Raw genomic sequence first — 22,395 nt, forward strand, 5'->3', positions numbered from 1 at the left:
AATCAAAGGTTGGGCTAAAGGGCAACCCTGCGTCACAGTTTGCCGCCCAAGTCTTTCAGAATCGGGCAATCAGGACGGTCGTCCCCGGCACACGCGTCGATGAGATGGCTAAGCGTTTCGCGCATACCTCTGAGATCGGCAATTTTGGCGTCAATCTGCGCCAGATGATCCCGCGCAACGCGTTTTACGTCAGAGCTGGCCCGGGTCTCATCCTCGTAAAGGGCCAGCAATGTGCGGCAGTCTTCGATGGTGAACCCGAGCGTTCGGGCGCGACCCAGGAAATTCAGTTTGTGAATGTCCTGATCGCGGAACCGACGATACCCATTGTTGTCGCGCAGCGGTTTGATCAGGTTGATATCTTCATAATAGCGGATGGTTTTGACGGGCAGGCCCGTATGGGTCGAGACCTCTCCGATGTTCATGCTACAGCCTCCCGCTGAAGTGAATTGTCACTGGCCCCCGGTATGCTGGTCCGGATGCGCCGCAGCCGCAGAGCATTGGATACGACAAAGACGCTGGACAAGGCCATGGCCCCGGCGGCTAGAGCGGGTGACAGTAGATAACCGCCAAACGGATATAGCGCTCCGGCTGCGACCGGGATCAGCAGCGTGTTGTATCCGAAAGCCCAACCGAGATTCTGGCGAATATTGCGCATCGTGCGCTGGCTGATTTCGACCGCGTTTGCGACACCGCGCAGATCGCCCGACATCAGCACGACATCCGCGGTTTCGATTGCCACGTCAGTGCCGGTTCCGATTGCCACACCTATATCAGCCCTTGCCAGAGCAGGCGCGTCGTTGATGCCATCACCAACAAAGGCGAGCGTTCCAAACCTGGTTTGCAACTTTTCGATTGCGTCAACCTTCCCCTCCGGCAGTACCTCGGCGGCGACGTGGCCAATGCCCAGCTTATCGGCCAGCGCCTGTGCGGTTTGCGCGTTATCGCCGGTGACCATGGCGAGGGTCACACCCATCTCATGCAGTCGGGTCAGTGCCTCGGGCGTGCCCGGTTTGATTGGGTCTGAAACTGTCAGCGCAGCAGCGGCCTGTCCGTCAATCGCAATATAGATCGGTGTAGCCCCTTGGGCTGCACGTATCTGCGCATCAGGCCGCAGGCTACCAAGGTCGATGCCGGTCTGTACCATAAGGCGGTCAGACCCAATCAATACAGAATGCCCCTCGACCTGCGCGCGCAAGCCCAACCCTGTTAGGGAGCTGAATTCCTTCACGTCAGGCAAAATGTCAGGACCTGCGCGAGTGATTGCGGTAGCTATAGGGTGTTCCGATCGCGCCTCAGCCGCCGCGGCCAGGCGCAGGACTTCGGCGCATTCAAAGCCGTTTGTTGTCGCAATCTCTTCCAGTTCGGGCCGACCCAGAGTCAGCGTGCCTGTTTTATCAAGGGCAATGACTTTGGCTTGTTGTAACTGCTGTAACGCGTCGCCCTTGCGGAACAACACGCCCAATTCAGCTGCACGCCCGGTACCCACCATGATTGAGGTCGGCGTAGCCAGACCCATCGCACAAGGGCAGGCGATGATCAGCACCGAGACCCCGGCTACCAGTGCCAGCGGTAAAGCCGGGGCGGGTCCAAAAATCAGCCACGCAACAACCGTCAATAAGGCCACGCCTATCACCGCAGGTACAAAATAGTAGGTGATTCGATCCACCAACGTTTGAATCGGCAGCTTTGCCCCCTGTGCCTGTTCGACGAGTCTGACAACCTGCGCCAGCACGGTATCCGAACCTACATGCGTGGCCCGAATGCGAAGGGCACCTGTTCCATTCACCGTTCCTCCGACCACCGGATCGTTCTTGGCTTTGCCGATGGGTATGGGCTCACCGGTAATCATGCTCTCATCGACATACGAGGTTCCGTCCAAAACGTTCCCGTCCACGGGAACGCGCTCACCCGGGCGGATCTGAATGATGTCACCCACAATGATCTCGGCGATGGGCTGGTCTTGGGTTGTTCCATCCCTCTCGACCCGTGCAGTTTTGGGTTGGAGTCCGGCCAGTTTGCGAATTGCTGCACCTGTTCGCCCTTTTGCGCGGGCCTCCATCAGACGGCCCAGCAGGATCAGTACAACGATGACTGCCGCAGCCTCGAAATAGACATTGGCTGTGCCTTGCGGCAGAACCTGCGGCGCAAATGTCGCGAGGACCGAGTACAGATATGCCGCGCCTGTCCCCAAAGCGACCAACGCGTTCATATCGGGGGCGCCCCTCAGCAGTGATGGGATACCTTTGGCGTAGAACACCCGGCCAGGACCGACAAGCAGCGCTGAAGCTAGCGCAAACTGGATCAGATAGCTTGCTTGAAGGCCGATAGTAGAATGAACCCAATGGTGAAATGCAGGGATCATATGCCCGCCCATTTCCAAAACAAAAACCGGCAAGGCCAACATGGCCGCAAACACCGTCGCGCGCCGCAGTCCTGCAAACTCATCTATTTTGCAATTATGATCGGCTCCGTCCTCGGCCTCCGGGCGCGCCGGATACCCCGCTTCGGTCAAAGTCTTCGCAAGCATTGCCGCTTCGGTTACACCCTCGGCAAAGGTCACTGTGGCGCTTTTCGTGGCAAGATTGACTGCCACATCTGACACACCCAGGCTTGCCTGCAAAATACGCTTGATCCGCTTCACGCACGAGGCGCAGGTCATGCCATCGATGTCCAGTCGTATCTGTCTTGTCGCCGCGGGATAGCCCGCTGTGTTGAGCGCGTCTAGAATCTCGTCGAATGAGGTCTCATAGGTGATATCGGCCGTCTTGGTCGCGAAGTTGACTTCGGCGGAGCACACCCCGGGCGTCGCACGCAATGCGCCCTCGACCCGGCCAACGCACGAAGCGCATCCCATGCCCGTAATCCTGATCTGTGTATGCAGTAACTCGGCCATTCGTGGCGTCCTGGTAATGTACTTTGGTCTCGATATAGAGGCTCCAGTCACTGGAAGGTCAAGACACTGTTCTCAACTGCGCGCCACCGTCGCACCTGGATTGAAGTTGATCTACGCGCCGGAAGCCTTGAGCTCGGCCAACTCGCGTTGCAGCCGTTGATTTTCTGTCTGTAAATCAGCCAGTTGCTTGCCCAGAGTGTTTAGGTGGGGCCGTAGCTCGGCCTCGGTGAAGCGAGGCGTGATGTGGCGCGGGCAGTTCCAATCGAGCGCCTCAACTTTGATGATGGCAGCACGCTCTGCCTCGGTCTCCGAGCCGTCGAAATAGAGATTGGTTGCGGCCTCAACACCCTCGGAAAATGTCATCCGCCCCAGGATCTTGAGGCGACGCTGGTTCGCGTAATCCATCAGAATCAACGCCACGCGGTCATTTCCATCAAGATTTCCGCGCGAGATGTACTGCTTGTTTCCCGACAGGTCTGCGTAACCGATAGTTTGCGGGTCCAGTACTTTCAGGAACCCGACCGGTCCACCCCGAAACTGAACATAGGGCCACCCTGTTTCTGATACAGTGGCTTGATAAAATCCGTCGCGTGCGTGAATGAATGCCTCTTCTGCCGGTCCGATTTGATGGCCTTGCCGCGGCCCGGATTCGAGGAATTTTGAGTAGGTTTTGGCTGATCCCATCCGTTCTTGATGGGCGCGCACTGCGGGCGTGAAGGTCAGTTCAGAAAAGGCGCGGGGCATTTTTGCTGTCTCCTGAGTCTTTAGCGGACTGTCTTCAATATGGATGACAATTGCCTGGGCCGTCAGATGTGGGAACGCAGAAGTGAACAGGGCCGAAAACTGGACCAAAGACGTTGCGTAGCAACGCTTTTCGACGCCACGTCACATGGATTGGAAGGAATCGCACACGCAGGTAGCCTTGGGTCAAACACCTGATCTGGAGAGCTTATTGATGTCGCTTTTTACCAGCACCGCCGCCTGGGTTACTGACGAACACCGGATGTTTGCAGAGATGGCCGGTCGTTTCATGGACGATGCTTTGGTTCCCAACACAGAGAAATGGGCCGAAAACGGCGTTGTCGATCGGGACTTTTGGCTGCAGGCGGGTCAGACGGGTCTGATGGCTGGTTCGATTGCCGAGGAATATGGCGGTGTTGGCGGTGGAATGGGCTTCGATTCTGTCACCCTGTACGAACAGACCGCACGCGGTGATGCTGGATGGGGATATGGCATTCAGTCCATTGTGACCCATTACATCACCACCTATGGCAGTGAAGATCAGAAACACAAATGGCTGCCAAAGCTTGCCTCGGGCGAGATGATCGGAGCGCTTGCCATGACTGAGCCGGGTACTGGATCGGATGTGCAGGCAGTGAAGACTACGGCTGAGAAGGATGGCAATTCGTATCGGCTTAATGGCTCCAAGATATTTATCACCAACGGGCAATCGGCTGATCTGGTCATCGTGGCGGCGAAGACCGACAAGTCCCTTGGGGCAAAGGGTGTCTCGCTGATCGCCGTCGAAACCGAAGGAACCGAGGGATTCCGCCGGGGACGGAACCTCGAAAAGCTTGGGATGAAGGGCAACGACACGGCAGAGTTGTTCTTTGAGGATGTCAAAGTTCCAATGACTAATCTGCTGGGCCCAGAGGAGGGGCAAGGGTTCTATCAGCTAATGAAACAGCTGCCGTGGGAAAGGCTGACCATCGGGATCATGGCGCTGGGCGCGATCGACTTTGCAATATCTGAGACTGTGAAATATGTGCAGGAACGCAAAGCCTTTGGCCAGCGGGTGATGGATTTCCAGAATACCCGTTTCAAGTTGGCCGAGTGTAAGACCAAGGCCGAAGTCCTGCGCAGTTTCGTCAATGATTGCATCGGCAAGCTAGAGGCCGGTGAACTGGACGCAGCGACAGCCTCGATGGTGAAATACTGGGGTTCAGAGGTGCAGAACGAAATCATGCATGAATGCCTGCAACTGTTCGGCGGCTATGGCTTCATGATGGAGTATCCGATTGCGCGGCTCTACGCGGATGCGCGGGTGCAAATGATCTACGGTGGCACTAACGAAGTGATGAAAGAGCTTATCGCCCGTTCGCTGGACGTCTAACGCGAGGCACTCCCACCCGTCGTCGGCATTCCTTGCAGAACGTCTCCTCCAATTGGGCCAGGCAGGCGCGGGCGCAGTCCGCACCTGCCCGGCCCCTGCTGTCCGCAGGACGCAAGGCCTGAGGCCGCGTAGGTTTGCGGCACTCGTTGCCATTGAAGCACTGCATTCCGCCTGCCATTGTGATTGAGGGATATTCTATCCGAGAGGAACCTCGACATGGTTGCGTCTAACAAAGATCGCATATGCGCCCTGCTCAAGAGTATTGAGACGGGCGATCCGGGCCCGATTTCAGTGGTGAACGAAGCGCGGTATATCCAGCACAATCCACAAACTCATGAAGGCAGTGAGGGCTTGGCGGCGTTGTTCAAGCGGCTGTCTGATACCTCTCCACGCGTGAACATTGTGCGCGCGTTTGAAGATGGAGACTTTGTCTTTGCGCATACCGAATATGATTTCTCGCGCCGAAACATTGGTTTTGAAGTGTTCCGCTTTGAAGACGGGCGAGCGGTCGAGCATTGGGACAATATTCAGAAACGATTGGGTCCAAATGGTTCGGGGCGCAGTATGGTGGATGGCCCCACAGAAAGCCGGGACATCGAGAATACAGAAAAGAACCGGACGCTTGTCCGTTCTTTCGTCGAAAATGCCCTGATCGCAGGAGATCCAGATCAGATAGAAGCTTTTGTTAACACCACTGCCTTTGCGGAACACAGCCCGGGTTTCTCAGACGAGTTAACAGCGTTGCGCGCCGCATTGTCCGACATAGAGGCCATAGACTATCAGCATCTTCACCGGGTTCTGGCGGAAGGCGATTTTGTTTTGACCGTTTGTGAGGGCGAGCGAGCAGGCAAGCATAGCTCTTTCTATGATCTGTTCCGCGTATCTGATGGCAAGATCACTGAACATTGGGATACGGTTGAGACCATTGCACCGCGCAGCGAATGGAAGAATGACAACGGCAAATTCTAAAGGCTGGTATCAGGCTCCAATTGTTCACTGATCCAGCCTTGGAAAGATCGCAGCGGCTCGGGGGTAGACCGGTCATTCGGCCATACGAGATAATAGCTGCCAAGACTCACATACGGACCGTCCCACGCCTTAACAAGTCTCCCTGAGCGCAGATCATCCTGAACCAGATATGAAGGCACCAAAGCTGCGCCTAATCCATGGATCGTGGCTTGGATCATGGTCGAGAACTGATCGAACATCATACCCCGCAGGCCGGTGACTGATTGGCCCTGCATCTCGAACCAGCGCTCCCAGGCATCTGGTCGGGAATCCAGGTGCAACAGCGGCGCGGCGCAGAGGGTATCCAAGGTGTCGAAATTGACGTTGGTAAGTGCAGGGGCACAAACGGGCAGGACCTCTTCCCTCATGATCGGCAGATACTGAACACCCGCCCAATCCTGCTGACCAAAATGGATCGCTGCATCAAATGGTTCAGAGGCAAAATCAAATGGCCTGAGGCGGGTACCCAGATTGACTGTGACCTCAGGATGGCGGCGGGCAAAATCCTGCAGGCGCGGTGCAAGCCAGTGCATCCCGAACGCGGGAAGGATCGACAGGTCAAGCGACCCGCCAGCCGGGTTGGCTTTGAGCTTCAATGCCGCACGCGCCAGTTCCTGCACTGCAGACCTTGCGGTTTGGACATAAACTTTGGCGGCGGGCGTGAGGTGCAGCCGCATTTGGCTGCGTTCGATCAGTTGCACGCCCAACTGGTCTTCCATTGTCTTCAGTTGGCGACTGATTGCGCTTTGGGTCAGGGACAGTTCAGCAGCCGCAGCCGAAGCGCTGCCCAACCTGTCAACAGCCTCGAGCGCGAGCAGAGATGAGATGGAGGGAAGAAACCGCCTGGGCGTAATCATATGACTTATCCTCATACCTTCTGAACGCAATAACACTGGTTTTTTCCAACCACCAGAGCGATGAAAGCTGGAACGCATCGCCAATTGTGATCTTGAAACGCGCGCCCGGGCGCGGGAAAATCGAGAGGCTGGGCGAACCCGCGCCGAGATCGGTCAAAGCCGATGATACAGACCAAACAAAAGCGAGAACCATGGACCGCGCCCAGATCGTACATGAGAATTTTCTGACCCGCGTTGCAGATCGCGATTTTCCCGACGGTGTGCCGCCGTGCTCCGGGTTGAGCGATGCAGATGCGGTTTCGCTGTTCCGGTCACAGGTTCTGAGCCGTGCATTGGACAGGACCAGCCGAGCGATGCAAAAGGCTGGGCAGGGGTTCTATACGATTGGCTCGTCCGGGCATGAGGGGATGGCAGCCGTTGCGCATGCCCTGCGCCCGACCGATATTGCGTTCCTCCATTATCGGGACGCGGCCTTCCAGATCGCGCGGGCGGAACAGGTACCGGGTCAACAGATCACATGGGACATGCTGCTCAGCTTTGCGTGCTCAAGTGATGACCCGATCTCGGGCGGACGGCATAAGGTTCTGGGGTCAAAAGCACTGATGATCCCGCCACAAACCTCGACCATCGCCAGCCATTTACCCAAAGCTGTCGGTGCCGCTTATGCGCTGGGGGCTGCGCGCCGAAACACGCCTGAACATCGCGTGCTGCCGGAAGACGGAATTGCAATGTGTTCTTTTGGGGATGCTTCAGCCAATCACTCGACGGCTCAGGGGGCGATCAACACTGCAGGATGGACAAGCGTGCAGTCGACGCCGCTGCCCTTGCTGTTCGTGTGTGAAGACAACGGAATCGGGATTTCCGTCAAAACGCCCAAAGGCTGGATTCAGGCGTCGATGGAGCACCGTCCGGGGATCAGGTATTTTCAGGCAAACGGGTTGGATATCTATGAAACTCACGCTGTCGCAAAAGACGCCGCCGACTATGTCCGCAGGCGTAGGAAACCAGCTTTCCTGCATCTGAAAACAGTGCGCCTGTATGGCCACGCTGGTGCGGATGTGCCGACAACTTATCTGCCAAAGTCTGAAGTTGAAGCAGATGAGACAAACGACCCGTTGTTGCACACCGTACGGCTGCTGGATCAGGCAGGTGCGTTGTCGCCGGACCAGGCGCTGAGTATTTACCGCGACACTTGCGCAAGAACCGACCGCGTGTCGACCGAGGCTGCCAGTCGTCCTCATCTGGCGAATGCGGCCGAGGTTATGGCAAGCCTGATCCCGCCCAAACGTCCCTGCAAGCCGACAAATGGCCCGAGTGCCAAAGCGCGGACTGAAACTTTTGGCGGCGATACGCGTGCGATGGATGAGCCCCAGCCGATGAGTCGGCTGATCAACTGGGCGCTGACCGATCTGATGCTGGCGCATGATGAGATCGTGTGTATGGGCGAAGATGTAGGACGCAAAGGTGGCATTTATGGCGTGACACAGAAGCTACAGCAGCGTTTTGGCCCGGACCGGGTGATTGATACACTTCTGGACGAGCAATCTATTTTGGGGCTCGCTATCGGCATGGGTCATAACGGCTTCGTGCCGATCCCCGAAGTCCAGTTTCTGGCCTATCTGCACAATGCCGAGGATCAGATCAGGGGGGAGGCAGCAACTTTGCCGTTCTTCTCGAGTGGACAATTCACTAATCCGATGGTCCTGCGGATCGCTGGTCTGGGGTATCAGAAGGGATTCGGCGGGCATTTTCACAACGACAATTCTCTGGCCGTTTTGCGAGACATACCGGGGGTAATCATCGCCTGCCCCTCTACTGGTACGGATGCGGCAAAAATGCTGCGCGAGTGCGTGCGGTTGGCGCGAGAGGAGCAACGGGTTGTGGTGTTTCTTGAACCGATCGCGCTCTATCCCATGCGCGATCTGCACGGGGCGCAGGATGGAGGGTGGATGACCACATATCCGTCACCGGATCAAAAGATCGCGCTGGGTGAGGTTGGCGTACATGGTGACGGCACAGATTTGGCGATCGTGACCTACGGCAATGGGCACTATCTTTCGAGACAGGCTTTGCCCGAGCTTGAGGCGGCAGGGTTGAAAACCCGGATCATTGATATGCGCTGGCTTGCTCCACTACCCACTGACGCCCTGCGCGAGGCCACCAACTCATGCGCACATGTATTGATCATTGATGAATGCCGCCGCACCGGCAGCCAGTCTGAGGCGTTGATGACTTTCTTCGCGGAAAACAGCCCCGCAATACCAACTGCTCGTGTTGTGGCCGAGGATTGCTTTATCGCGACCGGACCGGCCTATGCTGCTCCACTCCCTTCGAGGGACGGCATTGTTGACGCTGCTTTCGCGCTGACCGGAGGAAAATCATGACCCGCACTGCTGTTGTGATCTGTCCTGGTCGGGGTACTTATAACAAGCCTGAATTAGGCTACCTGCATCAACATCATGCGGGTCGGATGAGCCAATTTCACAGTTTCGATGAGATCCGTGCTGAAGCGGGGCAGGAGACGGTTACGGCGCTGGATGGTGCTGGCCGTTTCAGCGTTGGTAAATATTCGCGTGGCGATGTGGCCTCACCCTTGATCTATGCGGCGTCATTCGCGGATGCGCAGACGCTTGCCAAGGATATTGATGTGGTCGCCGTCACCGGCAATTCGATGGGATGGTATATCGCGCTGGCCGTCGCTGGTGCGTTGACCCCAGAGAACGGCTTTCGTGTGGTCAATACGATGGGTACGCTAATGCAAAAGCAACTGATCGGTGGCCAATTGGTGTACCCGTTCGTCGACGAAGAATGGTCGAATGATGTTGCACGCAAATCAGCGTTGTTAGACGCGGTTGCACGGATCAACACATTGAAAGACCATGCTCTGGCGCTTTCGATTGATCTGGGCGGGATGCTGGTACTTGCAGGGAATGAGGCAGGGCTAAATGCATTTGAAACCGCCAATCCCGTTGTGCAGGATAGGTTTCCTTTGCGACTGGCGAACCATGCTGCCTTCCACACTGCGCTACAGGCACCAGTGGCGACCGAAGGTCGGGCGCTACTGTGCGCTGATCTGTTTGGCCAACCCGTGTACCCGATGATCGACGGCCGTGGCAAAATCTGGTGGCCAGGAGCGACAGATGCCGGGGCACTGTGGGAGTATACACTTGGCCATCAGGTGACCGAGACCTATGATTTCACCCATGCCATCCAGACGGCCGCGCGCGAGTTCGCTCCGGACCTCTTTATTGTGACAGGCCCCGGTGCAACGCTAGGCGGTGCCGTCGCGCAATCTCTGACTTTGGGGAACTGGCGCGGTATGACGGACAAGATGTCGTTCCAGTCGCTGCAGGAAACTGACCCGTTTCTGATTGCCATGGGGCGGGCCGATCAACGCGCCCTTGCAACTGGCTAGATCCGGCCTGATGATCGACGAAAATTTGGCGAGGCTTGGGAATGCCTGACTATGATCAATCGTTATGGCGGCAGACCTGCGGCGAGAGTATCAAAACGCAAAAACTCTCCGGTGACGTAACCGTAGACATTGCAATTATAGGAGGCGGGTACACGGGATGCTCTGCCGCCTTGACCGCAGCAAAGGCTGGGGCTTCTGTTTGCCTACTCGAAGCACATCAGATTGGGCATGGCGGCTCGGGTCGAAATGTTGGGTTGGTCAATGCTGGGCTTTGGCTGCCGCCTGATCAAATTCGATCGCATCTGGGGCAGGTGCCGGGTAGCCGTCTGATCGATCTGCTGGCGAATGCACCGTCTGAAGTCTTTGGGCTGGTCAATGCGCATGAGATCGCCTGCGAGCCGGTGAGGCATGGCACGTTACATTGTGCCCATTCGGCCAAGGGCTTTGAGGATTTGCATACACGCCATAGCCAGTTGAGCGTTTCTGGAGCGCCGGTCGAGCTACTTGATGCAAACACCTCACGCAAGCGCACAGGTAGCCCCGCTGTCCATGGCGCTTTGTTCGACCCCCGTGCTGGCACAATTCAACCGCTGGCCTTTGTAGTCGGCTTGGCACGCGCCGCGCAGGATGTGGGGGCGCTGATCTATACCGAAAGCCCAATCCAATCCCTGCGACAGGAGGCGGGGGTGTGGGTTTTGCACGGAGAAAACGGCACCGTGCGTGCCAAATCGATCATTCAGGCGACCAACGCCTATCATCAAGGCATCGTCGATACCGCGCCCGCCTACGTACCTGTGTACTATTTCCAATACGCCACTGCTCCGCTGTCACATAACCTACGAGCCAGCATACTGCCCGAGGGTGAAGGGTGTTGGGATACAGGGCTGATCATGACATCGTTCCGGCTGGATCAGGAGGGACGATTTATCATCGGCGGAATGGGTGATCTGAACAGCGTCGGAGGCTTTGCGCACAAAGCTTGGGTCAGTCGCAAGTTGGTGGCGGTCTACCCGCAACTGGCGGATCAACCGCTGGTCAAAGGTTGGCACGGACGCATTGCGATGACTTCAGACCACATCCCCAAGATCATTCAGATCGGTCCGCATGCGCTGGCCGCGCATGGGTTTTCGGGGCGTGGGATCGGACCGGGCACCGTGTTCGGTCGCTTGATGGCCGAAAGCCTACTTAACGATGATCCGTCGCTGCTGCCTGTGCCGCCGATAACGGAGTACCGTGAGAGCTGGACGGGTCTGCGCCGTGCTTTTTTCGAAACCGGAGCTGCACTGACGCACCTCGTCAAAACCCGATTTTGAAGTTTAGACAGACCGGGTAATACCGCCGTCCACACGGATATTCTGGCCGGTGATATATCCACCACCTTCGGAAGCCAGCAGCGAGACGACCGAGGCGATCTCATCATAGCTGCGCCCATAACGGCCCATCGGAATGCGTGCGCGGAACTCTTCCTTCTCGGGAAGGCTGTCGATGAACCCCGGCAAGACGTTGTTCATGCGGATATTGTCGATGGCATATTTGTCCGAGAACAGTTTTGCAAAGGCCGCCAGCCCCGCGCGGAATACGCCCGAAGTCGGAAACACAGGGTCAGGTTCGAAGGCGGCAAAGGTCGAGATGTTGATGATCGATCCACCACCCTGCGCCTGCATGATAGGGGTAACCAGACGTGTGGGCCGCACCGCGTTCATGAAATAGACATCCATACCAGTGTGCCAGTCCTCATCCGTAAGCTCGAGCACCGGTGCGCGTGGGCCATGACCAGCCGAGTTGACCAATACATCGATGCGCCCCCAATGGTTCATCGCCGCATCCACAAGTTTTTGCAGGTCATCAGTTGACTGGTTCGAACCCGTAGTACCGACGCCGCCCAATTCATGCGCCAGCGTCTCACCCTTACCCGAAGAGGATAGGATGCCAACCTTGAACCCGTCCGCCGCCAACCGGCGCGCGCTATCCGCGCCCATACCGCTGCCGCCTGCAGTGATCAATGCAACTTTTTCCATCTTCGCGCCCCTCTGCGATGTCTGATGTGAAGATGGCTGACCCGTATCAATTTGACCAATCAGTTCTGTTGCGCAGTAGCAGTAGAAAATCTACAGTCTATGAATGCCTGCTCTTCCACCTCTCAACGCGATGCGCGCCTTCGAGGCCTCGGCGCGTCACTTGAACTTTCGCCTTGCAGCGGAAGAAATTGGGGTCACTCAAGGGGCCGTTGCTCAGCAAGTGCGTGGACTTGAGGCGCGATTGGGGACTGCTCTGTTTGAACGCCTTCCGCGCGGGTTGCGGCTAACCGAAGCGGGACGCAGGCTACAAGCGCCACTACGTCGGGCATTTCGTCTGATCGAAGATGCCTTCGATGACCTATCCAATAATAGGCAGATCGCAATATCGGTCACGCCCAGTTTTGCATCTAAATGGCTGGTGCCGCGTTTGAATGATTTTCTGACCAGCTATCCCGATGTATCAGTTCAGGTTGATGCACGCGAGCGGTTGGCGGATTTCAGATCGGATGGGATCGACATCGCAGTACGTCAAAGCCGTTCGCCGATTGCGCAGGACCTGAATGCCATACCGCTATTCTCGACCGAGTTCGTTGTTGTCAGCTCTCCAAAATTGGCGTCACAAATCTCCAGCCCAGATGATCTGATGGAGTACGTTCTACTCAGCGATTCCCACGGACTTTGGCCTCTGTATCTGGAACGTGCAGGGGTAGAGGGGAAACCCCGGACGATAAGCTTCAGTCAGACAAGCCTGGCGATTGACGCCGCAATCTCAGGTCAGGGGTTTGCGCTGGCCAATGCCCCGCTTGTGTCGGATGAACTGGCCTCGGGGCGCCTATCGCAACCATTATCCGAGGTGCTGGTTGATGATCTGAGCTTTTTTATCGTCACCCCTAAGAAGCCACGTCAACCAGAATTAGTAGGACACATGCGCGACTGGCTTCTATCTCAGGTCTGAAGATTGGCGGCAATGCTCTCGATCCGTGTGCGTAACCAGCGATGCGCGGGATCGTTGGTCGAGCGCTGGTGCCAGACCATGTAGATCGACACTGGGTCACACCCAAATGGTAAGGGCGCACAGTCCAGTGTCGCCAGCGGGCCGCGTTGCATCAAAGCTGTATCGGTCGAGATCAGGTCGCTGCCTTTCACGAAAGGCGGGATTGCGTTGAAATGCGGCAAGGTAACAACGGGTGGTCTGATCTGGCTTTGGTCCACGCCACGCATTACGGCACGGGCATTTCGTCCGTCGGCGAAACGCACCTCGACATGATCGCTATCGCAATATGCCTGCCAGTCCTTAGGCGGGTCGTGGTGGGCGGCATCGTAGAAAATCATTAGCGGGCTGGTGATCAGCCGTTTCTGAAAGATATCCGGCCCATCTGGCGGCAATGGGGTCAGCATCAACTGGCACCGGTCACTGCGTAGTAGGTCCGGGTCCGGAACCCCCGAAGGGATGAATTCCAGTCGCAACCGGACGCCTTCCTTGCGCGTTTTACGCAGCAATTCGGGAAAGATCAGCTCGCGCGGCATATCATTGGTGGCGATCTGGATGCCCATCTGTTCAGACACAGGATCAAATGGACGGCCGACGGTCAGGGCGCGCATGTTGTCCAACACCTGTTGCACCGGCTCTTTGAGGGCAAGCGCGCGTTCAGTCGGGGTCAGCCCTTGACCGGATCGAACGAACAGCGGATCACCAAGCACTTGCCGCAACTTTCCCAGCGTATGGCTGACGGCCGATTGCGTCACCCCGAGCCGGTCGGCTGCCTTCGAGACTGAACTTTCTTCGAGTATAGTCAGAAATACCCGAAGGACTTTGCCATCAAGATCAGTGAAATCAATTTTATTCATACTGTATATGATTATTCATGAATGGATTTGGTGTCCATGCCGGGATAGGGGGAAGGGCAGCAAGCAGGAGGCACACGATGGGGATCCGCTTTTTCTCGGACAAGAACCGACCCGTTCATATGGGCTCGTACCCGTTGGAACGGCTGGCACGGCAAAACCGGATGCCTGACTTGACACAAGTCCCACCAATGCGCGCGCTCAGCTTTCACCGTTCTGATCGGCCCGAAAGCATCGTCAATGCAATGGGAGAATTCCAGGCAATGCTGGATGCGATCCGGGACGGTTTCGTGAATCCAGTCGCGTCTGAAATTCCAGCCGATCCCGTTGATCGCGTCAACCACCTGAAAGCGTTCGGCTATTTTAACGACGCGTCGATGATGGGCTGCGGACCTCTGCTGCCGGATGCAATGTTGGCCGAACCCCGGCGCAACCCGGATATCGATCGGTTGGCCCATGCCCTTCGAACCCGCCAGACAAAGACGCTGGCCTCGGGCATCGATGTGATCATGGCTGATCTGAAAGAAAGTATGGAGGCCGCACCCAAGCCCATCGACAGCCATCGCCATGCACTTGTGTTTCTTTACGAATTCAACCGTGATCCTGACCCTTTGGAACTAGGGTCCGAATGGATTGCGGATGCGCAGGACCACCGCGCCTGCCTGTTGGCGACCGAGAACGCTGTTGTGATTGCCAATTACATTCGACTGCTGGGTTTTGATGCGCGGGCGCACTCGGCAATGTCATCCGAGGTTGATCTGGGTAAACTCGCCGTGGCCGCAGGCCTGGCTTCACTGGAGGACGGCGAAGTCGTAGTGCCGTGGCTTGGCAAACGCTTTGGTCTGGCTGCGGTAACCACCGAAATGGAAATTGCTCATGACCTCCCGCTTTGCCCCATGGCGGATCAACCCTGGTTCCGGACCCAGGGTCCGGCTTGGTGGTTGGGTACGGGCTTTGCGAAGAACGCCATGAACCGTGATCCGTATGCTAAGCGTCGATATGTCGATGGTGCGCATCCATTCGAAAACCTCAAACGCGTGGACAATCCGACCACATATATCGACGAGGAGAATGTCGCCCGTGTGCCCAAACGGGCGGATATGTTCGCGCGCGCGCAGTTTGGTGATATGGGCAAAAACCTGCAGGACGCAGCCAAAGGCGGCTATTATGTACGCAAAGCGGCCCCAAGCTTTGCACAGCGCCGTGCGCTGGGCGCGTTTGTTCTGCTGCAGGATGGCGACAGCGCCAAGGTCGAAGGACCTACAGATGCCGACCGGAATGCAGCGAACATCAAGGCTGCGACTTACTTCCTTGGGGTCGACGCAGTGGGCCTCAGCCGGTGTCCGGAATGGAGCTGGTATTCTCACGACGCCACCGGAGAAGAGATAAATCCGGTACATGATCAGGCGATCAGCATGATCATCGATCAGGGTTACGAGACGATGGAAGGTGCCAGCGGTGATGACTGGATCAGCGTGGCCCAGTCGATGCGCGCATATCTGCGGTTCTCGCTTTTGGGCGGCGTAATCGCGCAGCAAATCCGCAACCTCGGCTACAAAGCCAAGGCCCATACGGTGATGGATGGAGAGGTGCTGCAGCCCCCTCTATTGCTACTGTCGGGGTTGGGCGAGGTCAGTCGGATCGGCGAGGTGATCCTGAACCCATATCTCGGCCCCCGATTGAAATCGGGTGTCGTGACAACCGACATGCCGATGACGCAAGACAAGCCGATCGATTTTGGCCTGCAGACTTTTTGTGAGAACTGCAACAAATGCGCGCGTGAGTGCCCATCGGGTGCGATCACCGCCGGGCCGAAGCTGATGTTCAATGGCTACGAAATCTGGAAGTCCGATAGTCAGAAATGCGCGACCTACCGGGTCACCACTCCGGGCGGCGCCATGTGTGGGCGTTGCATGAAAACCTGCCCCTGGAATCTGGAAGGCATATTTAAGGAACGCCCTTTCCGATGGGCCGCGATGAATATCCCTCAGGCCGCGCCTGCCTTGGCAAGGCTGGACGATGCCGTCGGCAATGGCGGTTTGAATGACACCAAGAAATGGTGGTGGGATATAGAGCTGGAAGCTGACGGTGCCTATCGCCCAACGCAACATCCCCTGAACCGGCGCGATCTGCAAAAGGACCTCGACCTGAAATACGAGGATCAGACGCTTGCGGTTTATCCGGCCTATCTTGCGCCGCATCCGTGGCCCTATCCGTTTGCGATGGACCGCGAGGCCGGGATCGCAGCGTATGAAGCGATGCTGACTGCCGATGAATACAAAGCCCGCAAGGCTGCAGGCGATATGTCGGTCATTCATCGTTATCAGATCGCAGGCGATGCTCCGGTCATGAGGGTGGAGCTGACTAAGGTCGACAAGATGACGGCGGATGTCACGAAGTATGAATTCTCGACGCTCAATGGTGCCCCGCTGCCCGAATGGACCGCTGGTGCGCATCTGGACGTGCTGGTCGCACCTGAATTTTTGCGGCAATACTCCATGTCCGGCGACCCGTCAGATTGCTCGACCTATCAGATCGGCGTTCTGCGTGAAGACGAGGGGCGGGGTGGATCAGCCCTCTTGCATCGGATTTTCAATGAAGGTCGTAAGGTTTTCATTTCCAAACCGATCAACCACTTTGAGCTGAAAGAAGATGCATCAAAAACCTTCCTGATGGGGGGCGGCATCGGGATTACTCCGATGATTGCCTTCGCGCATCGATTGCATGCGTTAGGCAGGCCATTTGAACTGCACTACTCCGCCAGCACGCGCGCCGGGGCGGGATATCTGGACGACTTGGCCACGATGCCCTGGGCGGATCACGTCCACTATCATTTCTCAGATGAGGGCACGCGTGCCGACCTAGATGCGATCCTTGGCGGTTATCAGGAGGGTTGGCATGTCTACACCTGCGGTCCGGATCGTTTCATGGATGGCGTCATGCAAGCCGCCGAAGCGCAGGGTTTCCCAGAAGAAGCGCGGCATCTGGAGTACTTTTCGGTCCCTGAACAGCCGGAATACGAAAACCACGAATTCACCCTCAAGCTGGCAAAATCCGGTCGGGAACTGAAAGTGCCAGAGGACAAAGATGCTGCTCAGGTCCTGAATGAAGCGGGAATACACGTTGATGTGAAATGCGCCGATGGCATCTGTGGTGTCTGCAAATGCGGAGTGATTTCGGGCGAAATCGAACATCGTGATTTTGTGTTATCGAACAAACAACGAGAAGGGGCGATCATACTCTGCCAAAGCCGTGCGGCGCAAAAAGACGGTGTGATCGAAATCGATCTCTGAGCGCAGTCTGAATGCGACATATTTAGATCAAAAAATAGGTCGCACAGGCCATGGACGAACAGGGGTCGCTGCACTAACGTCCCTCGCAAAACCCAGTGAACCCTGATCAACAGGTGCGAGGTACTTTCATGGACTATCACAGCCCCGCCAGTTTTGCCGAAGCTTCGGCGCTGGCACAAAATGCAACGGGCATCACGCGGTTTCTGGCGGGGGGCACCGACGTTCTGGTGCAACTGCGCTCGGAACTGGTGACACCGGATACGCTGATCGATATCAAGAAGATCAACGGCGTACATGACATCACCCGTAATTCCGACGGCAGTTGGACATTGGGTGTAGCCACAACCGGCGCAGAGATGAGCGAGCACCCTGAGCTTGGCCACGACTGGCCCGGCGTGGTCGAGGCAATGGACCTGATCGGATCGACTCAGGTACAGGCGCGCGCGACGTTGACCGGCAACCTTTGCAATGGCTCTCCGGCGGCTGATTCCGTTCCCGCCATGGTCGCGGCAGGTGTAACGGTCACAGTCACTGGCCCAGAGGGTGTGCGGGACGTGGCGGTTGAAAACATCCCGACCGGCCCCGGTAGAACTTCACTGGCTAAGGGTGAGGTAATCTCGTCTGTCAACATTCCGGCGCGTGGCGAAAACGGTGGGGATGCCTATCTGCGTTTCATCCCGCGTACCGAAATGGATATCGCCGTGGTCGGAGTGGGTGTAAACCTGCGACTGGACGGCGACATCATCACCGAGGCGCGCGTATCACTTGGGGCTGTCGCTCCGACCGTTCTTCTGGTCGAAGAAGCAGCCCGCGCCATCATTGGCACCACTTTGGATGACTCCGCGCTCGATGCCCTCGCCGCTGCCGCATCGGCCGCGTGCAACCCAATTGATGACAAACGTGGCACCATCGCATTTCGGATCGAAGTTGCCGGAGTTCTTGCCAAGCGTACCGCCAAGATCGCCTATGCCCGCGCCAAGGGAGAGCAAGCATGAGTAAGCTGCACGTAACGACCACCGTAAACGGTGATGAAGTTGAATATCTCTGCGATCCGCGTGAAACGCTGCTGGATTGTTTGCGCGACAAGCTGAACTTGACCGGCGCGAAAGAAGGCTGCGGCACGGGTGATTGTGGCGCTTGCTCTGTGACCGTCGATGGTCGTCTGGTGTGTTCGTGCCTGATGCTGGGCGTCGAGGCTGAGGGCAAGCAGATCGAAACCGTTGAAGGGATCGCAGATGGCGATGTCCTTCATCCGTTGCAGAAGAAGTTCATTGAATACGCCGCTCTGCAGTGCGGTGTTTGTACGCCGGGCATATTGGTTGCGGCCAAATCCCTGTTGGAAAAGAACCCGAATCCAACCGAGGAAGAGGCGCGCTATTGGCTGGCCGGCAATCTGTGCCGCTGCACCGGTTATGACAAGATCATCCGCGCCGTGATGGATACGGCTGCTGAGCTGCGGGAGGCTTCGTAATGGCACTCGACGATCGTAAGTCCATCTTCAACTTCGTAGGCACGCGCCCCGACCGCCCTGATGGGCTCGACAAAGTGACAGGTCGTGCCAGGTTCGGGGCTGATGCCTACGCGCCGGGTATGTTGCACGGGGCAATCCTGCGCTCACCGCACGCACATGCGCGGATCGTCAGGATCGACACCTCAAAGGCCGAGGCGCTCAAGGACGTCAAGGCTATCGTCACTCGCGCAGATTTTGCCGTACTCCCGTTCAAGCCGGGTCTGGAAGGCGAGTTCTGGAATGTCCTGGAAAACGTCATGGCGGGCGAGAAGGCGCTGTATGACGGCCATGCGATTGCTGCGGTTGCCGCGACTTCAGCGTTGGCTGCACGTGATGCGCTGAAACTGATCGAGGTGGAATATGAAGTGTTGCCTCATGTCACCGATGTAGACAAGGCGATGGCTGCGGATGCACCGGTGATCCGCGAAGGTGCGGCCGACTATTCGGTGCCTGAAGGCATGCATCCAAATGTCGTACGCTATCATGAAAGCGGTCACGGAGATGTAGAGGCCGGGTTCGCCGAGGCTGATCTGGTCATCGAAGATAGCTTTGTGACCGAGGCGACCCATCAGGGCTATATCGAGCCTCATGCCTGTCTTGCGTCGTTGGGCGCGGACGGTAAGGGGGAATTGTGGTGCACCACTCAGGGTCATTGGTACGCTCAGAAATACTGTGCCACGTTGCTAGGCATCGAAACCGCGCAGTTGCGCGTGACAGCTTCCGAAATCGGAGGAGGTTTCGGCGGCAAGACCACTGTTTTCATTGAACCGGTGGCTTTGGCGTTAAGCCGCAAAGCCAACCGCCCGGTCAAGCTGGTGATGAACCGATCCGAGGTATTCCGGTCCACTGGCCCCACTTCATCCGCGTCGATGGATATTAAGATCGGGATGAAGAAAGACGGCACGATCACAGCGGCCCAAGGTATTTTTCGTCTGCAGGGCGGCGCGTTTCCCGGTGCACCTGGCGATTTGACTGCGATGTGTGCTTTTGCGCCCTATGACCTGACCAACGTGCGGCAGGTGGGGTATGACGTCATAGCTAACCGCCCCAAACAGGCCGCCTATCGCGCGCCGGGCGCACCAATGGGTGCTTTTGCGGTTGAATCCGTGCTGGATGAGCTGTGTAATCAACTGGGTCTCGACCCTGTGGATGTGCGCCTCAAGAACGCGGCGGCTGAAGGTTCAAAAGCCAGCTATGGACCCACATATGAGCGCATCGGCCTTGTCGAAACACTTGAAGCCGCCAAGGCGCATCCGCATTATTCGGCGCCGCTGAAACCGGGGCAGGGGCGCGGAATTTCCTGTGGCTTCTGGTTCAACCATGGTGGCGAGACCTCTGTTTCTTTGGCCTTGTCCGAGGATGGCTCGGCGCAAGTTATGGTTGGAACGCCTGACATAGGCGGTTCGCGTGCATCAATGGCCCTGATGGCAGCCGAGGTTCTGGGTATTCCCTATGAAAACATTCGGGTGACCGTCGCGGACACCGCTTCACTTGGTTACAATGATGTCTCTCACGGCAGCCGCGTGACCTATGCCAGTGGTCTGGCGACGATCAAAGCCGCAAACCACGCGGTTGAGAAACTGTGCGAACGCGCAGCAGCCAAATGGGGCATTCCGGTTGATGCGGTGAAATGGGAGGATGGTTGCGCAGTACCGTCGGGCCCGAATGCGGGCGATTTCGACCCGCTGCCGTTGGCTGACATCACCGCAGATATGGGCGCGACCGGAGGTCCGATCTCAGGTCATTTCGAAGCCACCCCGGAAGGCGCGGGTGTGTCCTTTGGCACTCATATTGTGGATGCCGAGGTGGATTCGGAAACCGGCAAAACAAGCATCGTCCGCTACACGGTCATTCAGGATGCCGGCAAGGCGATCCACCCGACCTATGTGGAAGGCCAATACCAAGGCGGCGCCGCGCAGGGCATCGGCTGGGCGCTGAACGAGGAATATATCTATGGCGAGGATGGTCGATTGCAGAACTCGATCTTCCTTGACTACCGCATCCCGGTCGCAAGCGATTTGCCGATGATTGATACGGTGATTGTCGAAGTGCCCAACCCCGGCCATCCCTTTGGCGTGCGCGGCGTGGGTGAAACCGGGATCGTGCCGCCTCTGGCCGCCATCGCCAACGCGGTATCCAACGCAGCTGGTGTGCGGATGAAGCAACTGCCAATGTCACCGCCGCGCATTCTGGCGGCGCTTAAGGAAAAATGATCCAGGTTCACCTCTGGTCCAGCCTCGGGTCTCTGACCGGAGGCCAGCAGGTGGTCGAAGTTGAGGCGGCTACCACGGGGGAGTTGTTGAAAGAACTGGTGCGCCATTATCCCAGATTACAGGCCCCAATTGACGCGGGCGTATCGGTTGCTGTTGACGGTCGCATCATCGCGACGGGTCTGTCCGAGCCGATCCCGGAAGGTGCCGAAGTTTATCTGATGCAGCGCCTGCGCGGAGGCTGAATTTGGGAATCCTATTTCTTGGCGAAATCGCATGACAATATGAAAGTGCTGCACTGTTCGGTCAGGTTCTGAAACCGCGACCGTTCGCGGACATACAGATAAACCTGCCTCTTGTCGTCAAGATCCACGATAGGGCGGAAAGCGACCGCCTCTGGCAGGAATTCCGCCACGGTTTGGGGCAAAACAGTGATCCAATTACCGGATCGAACCAGAGTGATCAGTGAATGTGTATTGTGGATTGTGATCGCGGCATTTTCGGTGGCTGACAGGAACGCTGGCGATTGAATGAGATCGCAAAGCCTATTTCGCACAAATGGCGCGGTTGGGATATCAGCGATGCTCAGCGGTTTTGCACTTGTGATCAGGTCATGATCTGAGGCGGCGACAAGTCCAAATGGATCCTGAAAAAGTGGAAGAGCGCGAACACCATTCAATGGATGATATCCCGATGCAATGCCGATATCGGCCTGATCCTGCGCAATCGCATCCAACACCTGTTGCGTATCCGAGTCGCGTAGTTCGATCTTAACACCTGGGAACTGGCTGGTCATGTATTCAAGCAGAGGTGGAAATATCAACGCCCCGACCGAAGGGACAGATACGATCCGGATCAGACCTTGTTGAGCCTGTGCCGCCGCATCGATGTTCTGGACTGCCTGGTCAAATTGGCGAATCTGCTTCAGGGCAAGTTCGAACACCTGCTCACCCAGCGGCGATAGCTGGTTTTTTCGCTCGCCTTCAAACAGTTTCTTACCCAGATGGTCTTCGAGCTGTTTCAGCGTCATTGAGATGGCTGATTGCGTTCGGCCAAGGCGATCGGCTGCCTCGACCAGATTGCCGGTCTGCGCGACGGTGCAAAAGCATCGCAACATTTCGATTTTGATGGCCAAGCTTCAGTTTCCTTGAAGTTTGTTTAAGTTATTTGAGTTTGACTGATGCGCCCCCGAAAATCCATCCTGTGACAAACGAATTCTGACTCTGGGGCGCA

At 57.0% G+C, this 22,395-nt stretch carries 18 protein-coding genes; 11 read left to right on the forward strand and 7 right to left on the reverse strand.

The features are described from left to right. Nucleotides 1-32 precede the first annotated feature (32 nt). From cueR to ACR0KN_RS13485, 3 genes are all read right to left on the reverse strand, one after another. Nucleotides 33-422, reverse strand: coding sequence for a Cu(I)-responsive transcriptional regulator (cueR, locus tag ACR0KN_RS13475; RefSeq protein WP_170780765.1), 390 nt, complete (start codon nucleotides 420-422; stop codon nucleotides 33-35). After that, a complete protein-coding gene (locus ACR0KN_RS13480; RefSeq protein WP_480654184.1) occupies nucleotides 419-2,893 on the reverse strand; it encodes a heavy metal translocating P-type ATPase in 2,475 nt (824 codons plus the stop codon). The genes cueR and ACR0KN_RS13480 overlap by 4 nt, the downstream gene beginning before the upstream one ends. A 111-nt stretch (nucleotides 2,894-3,004) precedes the next feature. Further along, entirely contained in the window at nucleotides 3,005-3,637 is a 633-nt protein-coding gene (locus ACR0KN_RS13485) for a pyridoxamine 5'-phosphate oxidase family protein (protein ID WP_480654186.1), read from the reverse strand. Between the two features lie 211 nt (nucleotides 3,638-3,848). Between ACR0KN_RS13485 and ACR0KN_RS13490 the strand changes: the two genes are divergently transcribed. Further along, on the forward strand, nucleotides 3,849-5,006 hold the full coding sequence (locus ACR0KN_RS13490; RefSeq protein ID WP_170544993.1) for an acyl-CoA dehydrogenase family protein: 1,158 nt from the start codon (nucleotides 3,849-3,851) through the stop codon (nucleotides 5,004-5,006). Between the two features lie 216 nt (nucleotides 5,007-5,222). Further along, nucleotides 5,223-5,975: a nuclear transport factor 2 family protein gene (locus tag ACR0KN_RS13495; protein WP_480456689.1), complete on the forward strand. Its 753-nt coding sequence runs from the start codon at nucleotides 5,223-5,225 to the stop codon at nucleotides 5,973-5,975. Here ACR0KN_RS13495 and ACR0KN_RS13500 read toward each other — a convergent pair. Then, nucleotides 5,972-6,871, reverse strand: a complete 900-nt coding sequence (locus ACR0KN_RS13500) for a LysR substrate-binding domain-containing protein (protein WP_480654188.1) — start codon at nucleotides 6,869-6,871, stop codon at nucleotides 5,972-5,974. The genes ACR0KN_RS13495 and ACR0KN_RS13500 overlap by 4 nt on opposite strands. Before the next feature lie 191 nt (nucleotides 6,872-7,062). Here ACR0KN_RS13500 and ACR0KN_RS13505 point away from each other — a divergent pair, with 191 nt between their 5' ends. Genes ACR0KN_RS13505 through ACR0KN_RS13515 form a run of 3 tightly spaced genes read left to right on the forward strand, consistent with a single transcriptional unit; the run spans nucleotide 7,063 to nucleotide 11,599 of the window. Beyond that, nucleotides 7,063-9,255 (forward strand): dehydrogenase E1 component subunit alpha/beta, encoded by a 2,193-nt coding sequence (locus ACR0KN_RS13505; protein WP_480654190.1) that lies wholly within the window; start codon nucleotides 7,063-7,065, stop codon nucleotides 9,253-9,255. Further along, entirely contained in the window at nucleotides 9,252-10,286 is a 1,035-nt protein-coding gene (locus ACR0KN_RS13510; protein ID WP_480654192.1) for an ACP S-malonyltransferase, read from the forward strand. The genes ACR0KN_RS13505 and ACR0KN_RS13510 overlap by 4 nt, the downstream gene beginning before the upstream one ends. A 41-nt stretch (nucleotides 10,287-10,327) precedes the next feature. Further along, entirely contained in the window at nucleotides 10,328-11,599 is a 1,272-nt protein-coding gene (locus ACR0KN_RS13515; protein ID WP_480654194.1) for an NAD(P)/FAD-dependent oxidoreductase, read from the forward strand. 3 nt (nucleotides 11,600-11,602) lie between these two features. Here the strand turns inward: ACR0KN_RS13515 and ACR0KN_RS13520 are convergent, their stop codons facing one another. Continuing rightward, nucleotides 11,603-12,304: an SDR family oxidoreductase gene (locus tag ACR0KN_RS13520; RefSeq protein ID WP_480654196.1), complete on the reverse strand. Its 702-nt coding sequence runs from the start codon at nucleotides 12,302-12,304 to the stop codon at nucleotides 11,603-11,605. 103 nt (nucleotides 12,305-12,407) lie between these two features. On the opposite strand from ACR0KN_RS13520, the gene ACR0KN_RS13525 reads away from it, so the two are divergent. Continuing rightward, a complete protein-coding gene (locus ACR0KN_RS13525; RefSeq protein WP_480654198.1) occupies nucleotides 12,408-13,259 on the forward strand; it encodes a LysR substrate-binding domain-containing protein in 852 nt (283 codons plus the stop codon). Here ACR0KN_RS13525 and ACR0KN_RS13530 read toward each other — a convergent pair. Next, nucleotides 13,250-14,152: a LysR family transcriptional regulator gene (locus ACR0KN_RS13530; RefSeq protein ID WP_480654200.1), complete on the reverse strand. Its 903-nt coding sequence runs from the start codon at nucleotides 14,150-14,152 to the stop codon at nucleotides 13,250-13,252. The genes ACR0KN_RS13525 and ACR0KN_RS13530 overlap by 10 nt on opposite strands. Nucleotides 14,153-14,229: 77 nt before the next feature. On the opposite strand from ACR0KN_RS13530, the gene ACR0KN_RS13535 reads away from it, so the two are divergent. The 5 genes from ACR0KN_RS13535 (at nucleotide 14,230) to ACR0KN_RS13555 (ending at nucleotide 21,407) form a co-directional block, all read left to right on the forward strand. Further along, entirely contained in the window at nucleotides 14,230-17,442 is a 3,213-nt protein-coding gene (locus ACR0KN_RS13535) for a reductive dehalogenase (RefSeq protein WP_480654202.1), read from the forward strand. 128 nt (nucleotides 17,443-17,570) lie between these two features. Further along, a complete protein-coding gene (locus tag ACR0KN_RS13540) occupies nucleotides 17,571-18,437 on the forward strand; it encodes an FAD binding domain-containing protein (RefSeq protein ID WP_480654204.1) in 867 nt (288 codons plus the stop codon). Next, nucleotides 18,434-18,913 carry a (2Fe-2S)-binding protein gene (locus ACR0KN_RS13545; RefSeq protein WP_170476030.1) on the forward strand — a complete coding sequence of 160 codons (480 nt, stop codon included), beginning with the start codon at nucleotides 18,434-18,436 and terminating at the stop codon, nucleotides 18,911-18,913. Before ACR0KN_RS13540 ends, ACR0KN_RS13545 begins: the two co-directional genes overlap by 4 nt. Further along, the gene (locus tag ACR0KN_RS13550) at nucleotides 18,913-21,165 is read left to right on the forward strand and encodes a xanthine dehydrogenase family protein molybdopterin-binding subunit (protein WP_480654206.1); all 2,253 of its coding nucleotides are present in this window, start codon (nucleotides 18,913-18,915) and stop codon (nucleotides 21,163-21,165) included. Before ACR0KN_RS13545 ends, ACR0KN_RS13550 begins: the two co-directional genes overlap by 1 nt. After that, on the forward strand, nucleotides 21,162-21,407 hold the full coding sequence (locus ACR0KN_RS13555) for a MoaD/ThiS family protein (protein WP_480654208.1): 246 nt from the start codon (nucleotides 21,162-21,164) through the stop codon (nucleotides 21,405-21,407). Before ACR0KN_RS13550 ends, ACR0KN_RS13555 begins: the two co-directional genes overlap by 4 nt. 11 nt (nucleotides 21,408-21,418) lie before the next feature. Here the strand turns inward: ACR0KN_RS13555 and ACR0KN_RS13560 are convergent, their stop codons facing one another. Then, complete coding sequence (locus tag ACR0KN_RS13560; protein ID WP_480654210.1) at nucleotides 21,419-22,297, reverse strand: LysR family transcriptional regulator; 879 nt, start codon at nucleotides 22,295-22,297, stop codon at nucleotides 21,419-21,421. Nucleotides 22,298-22,395: the final 98 nt, after the last annotated feature.

The organism is Ruegeria sp. AP7, assembly GCF_056539905.1.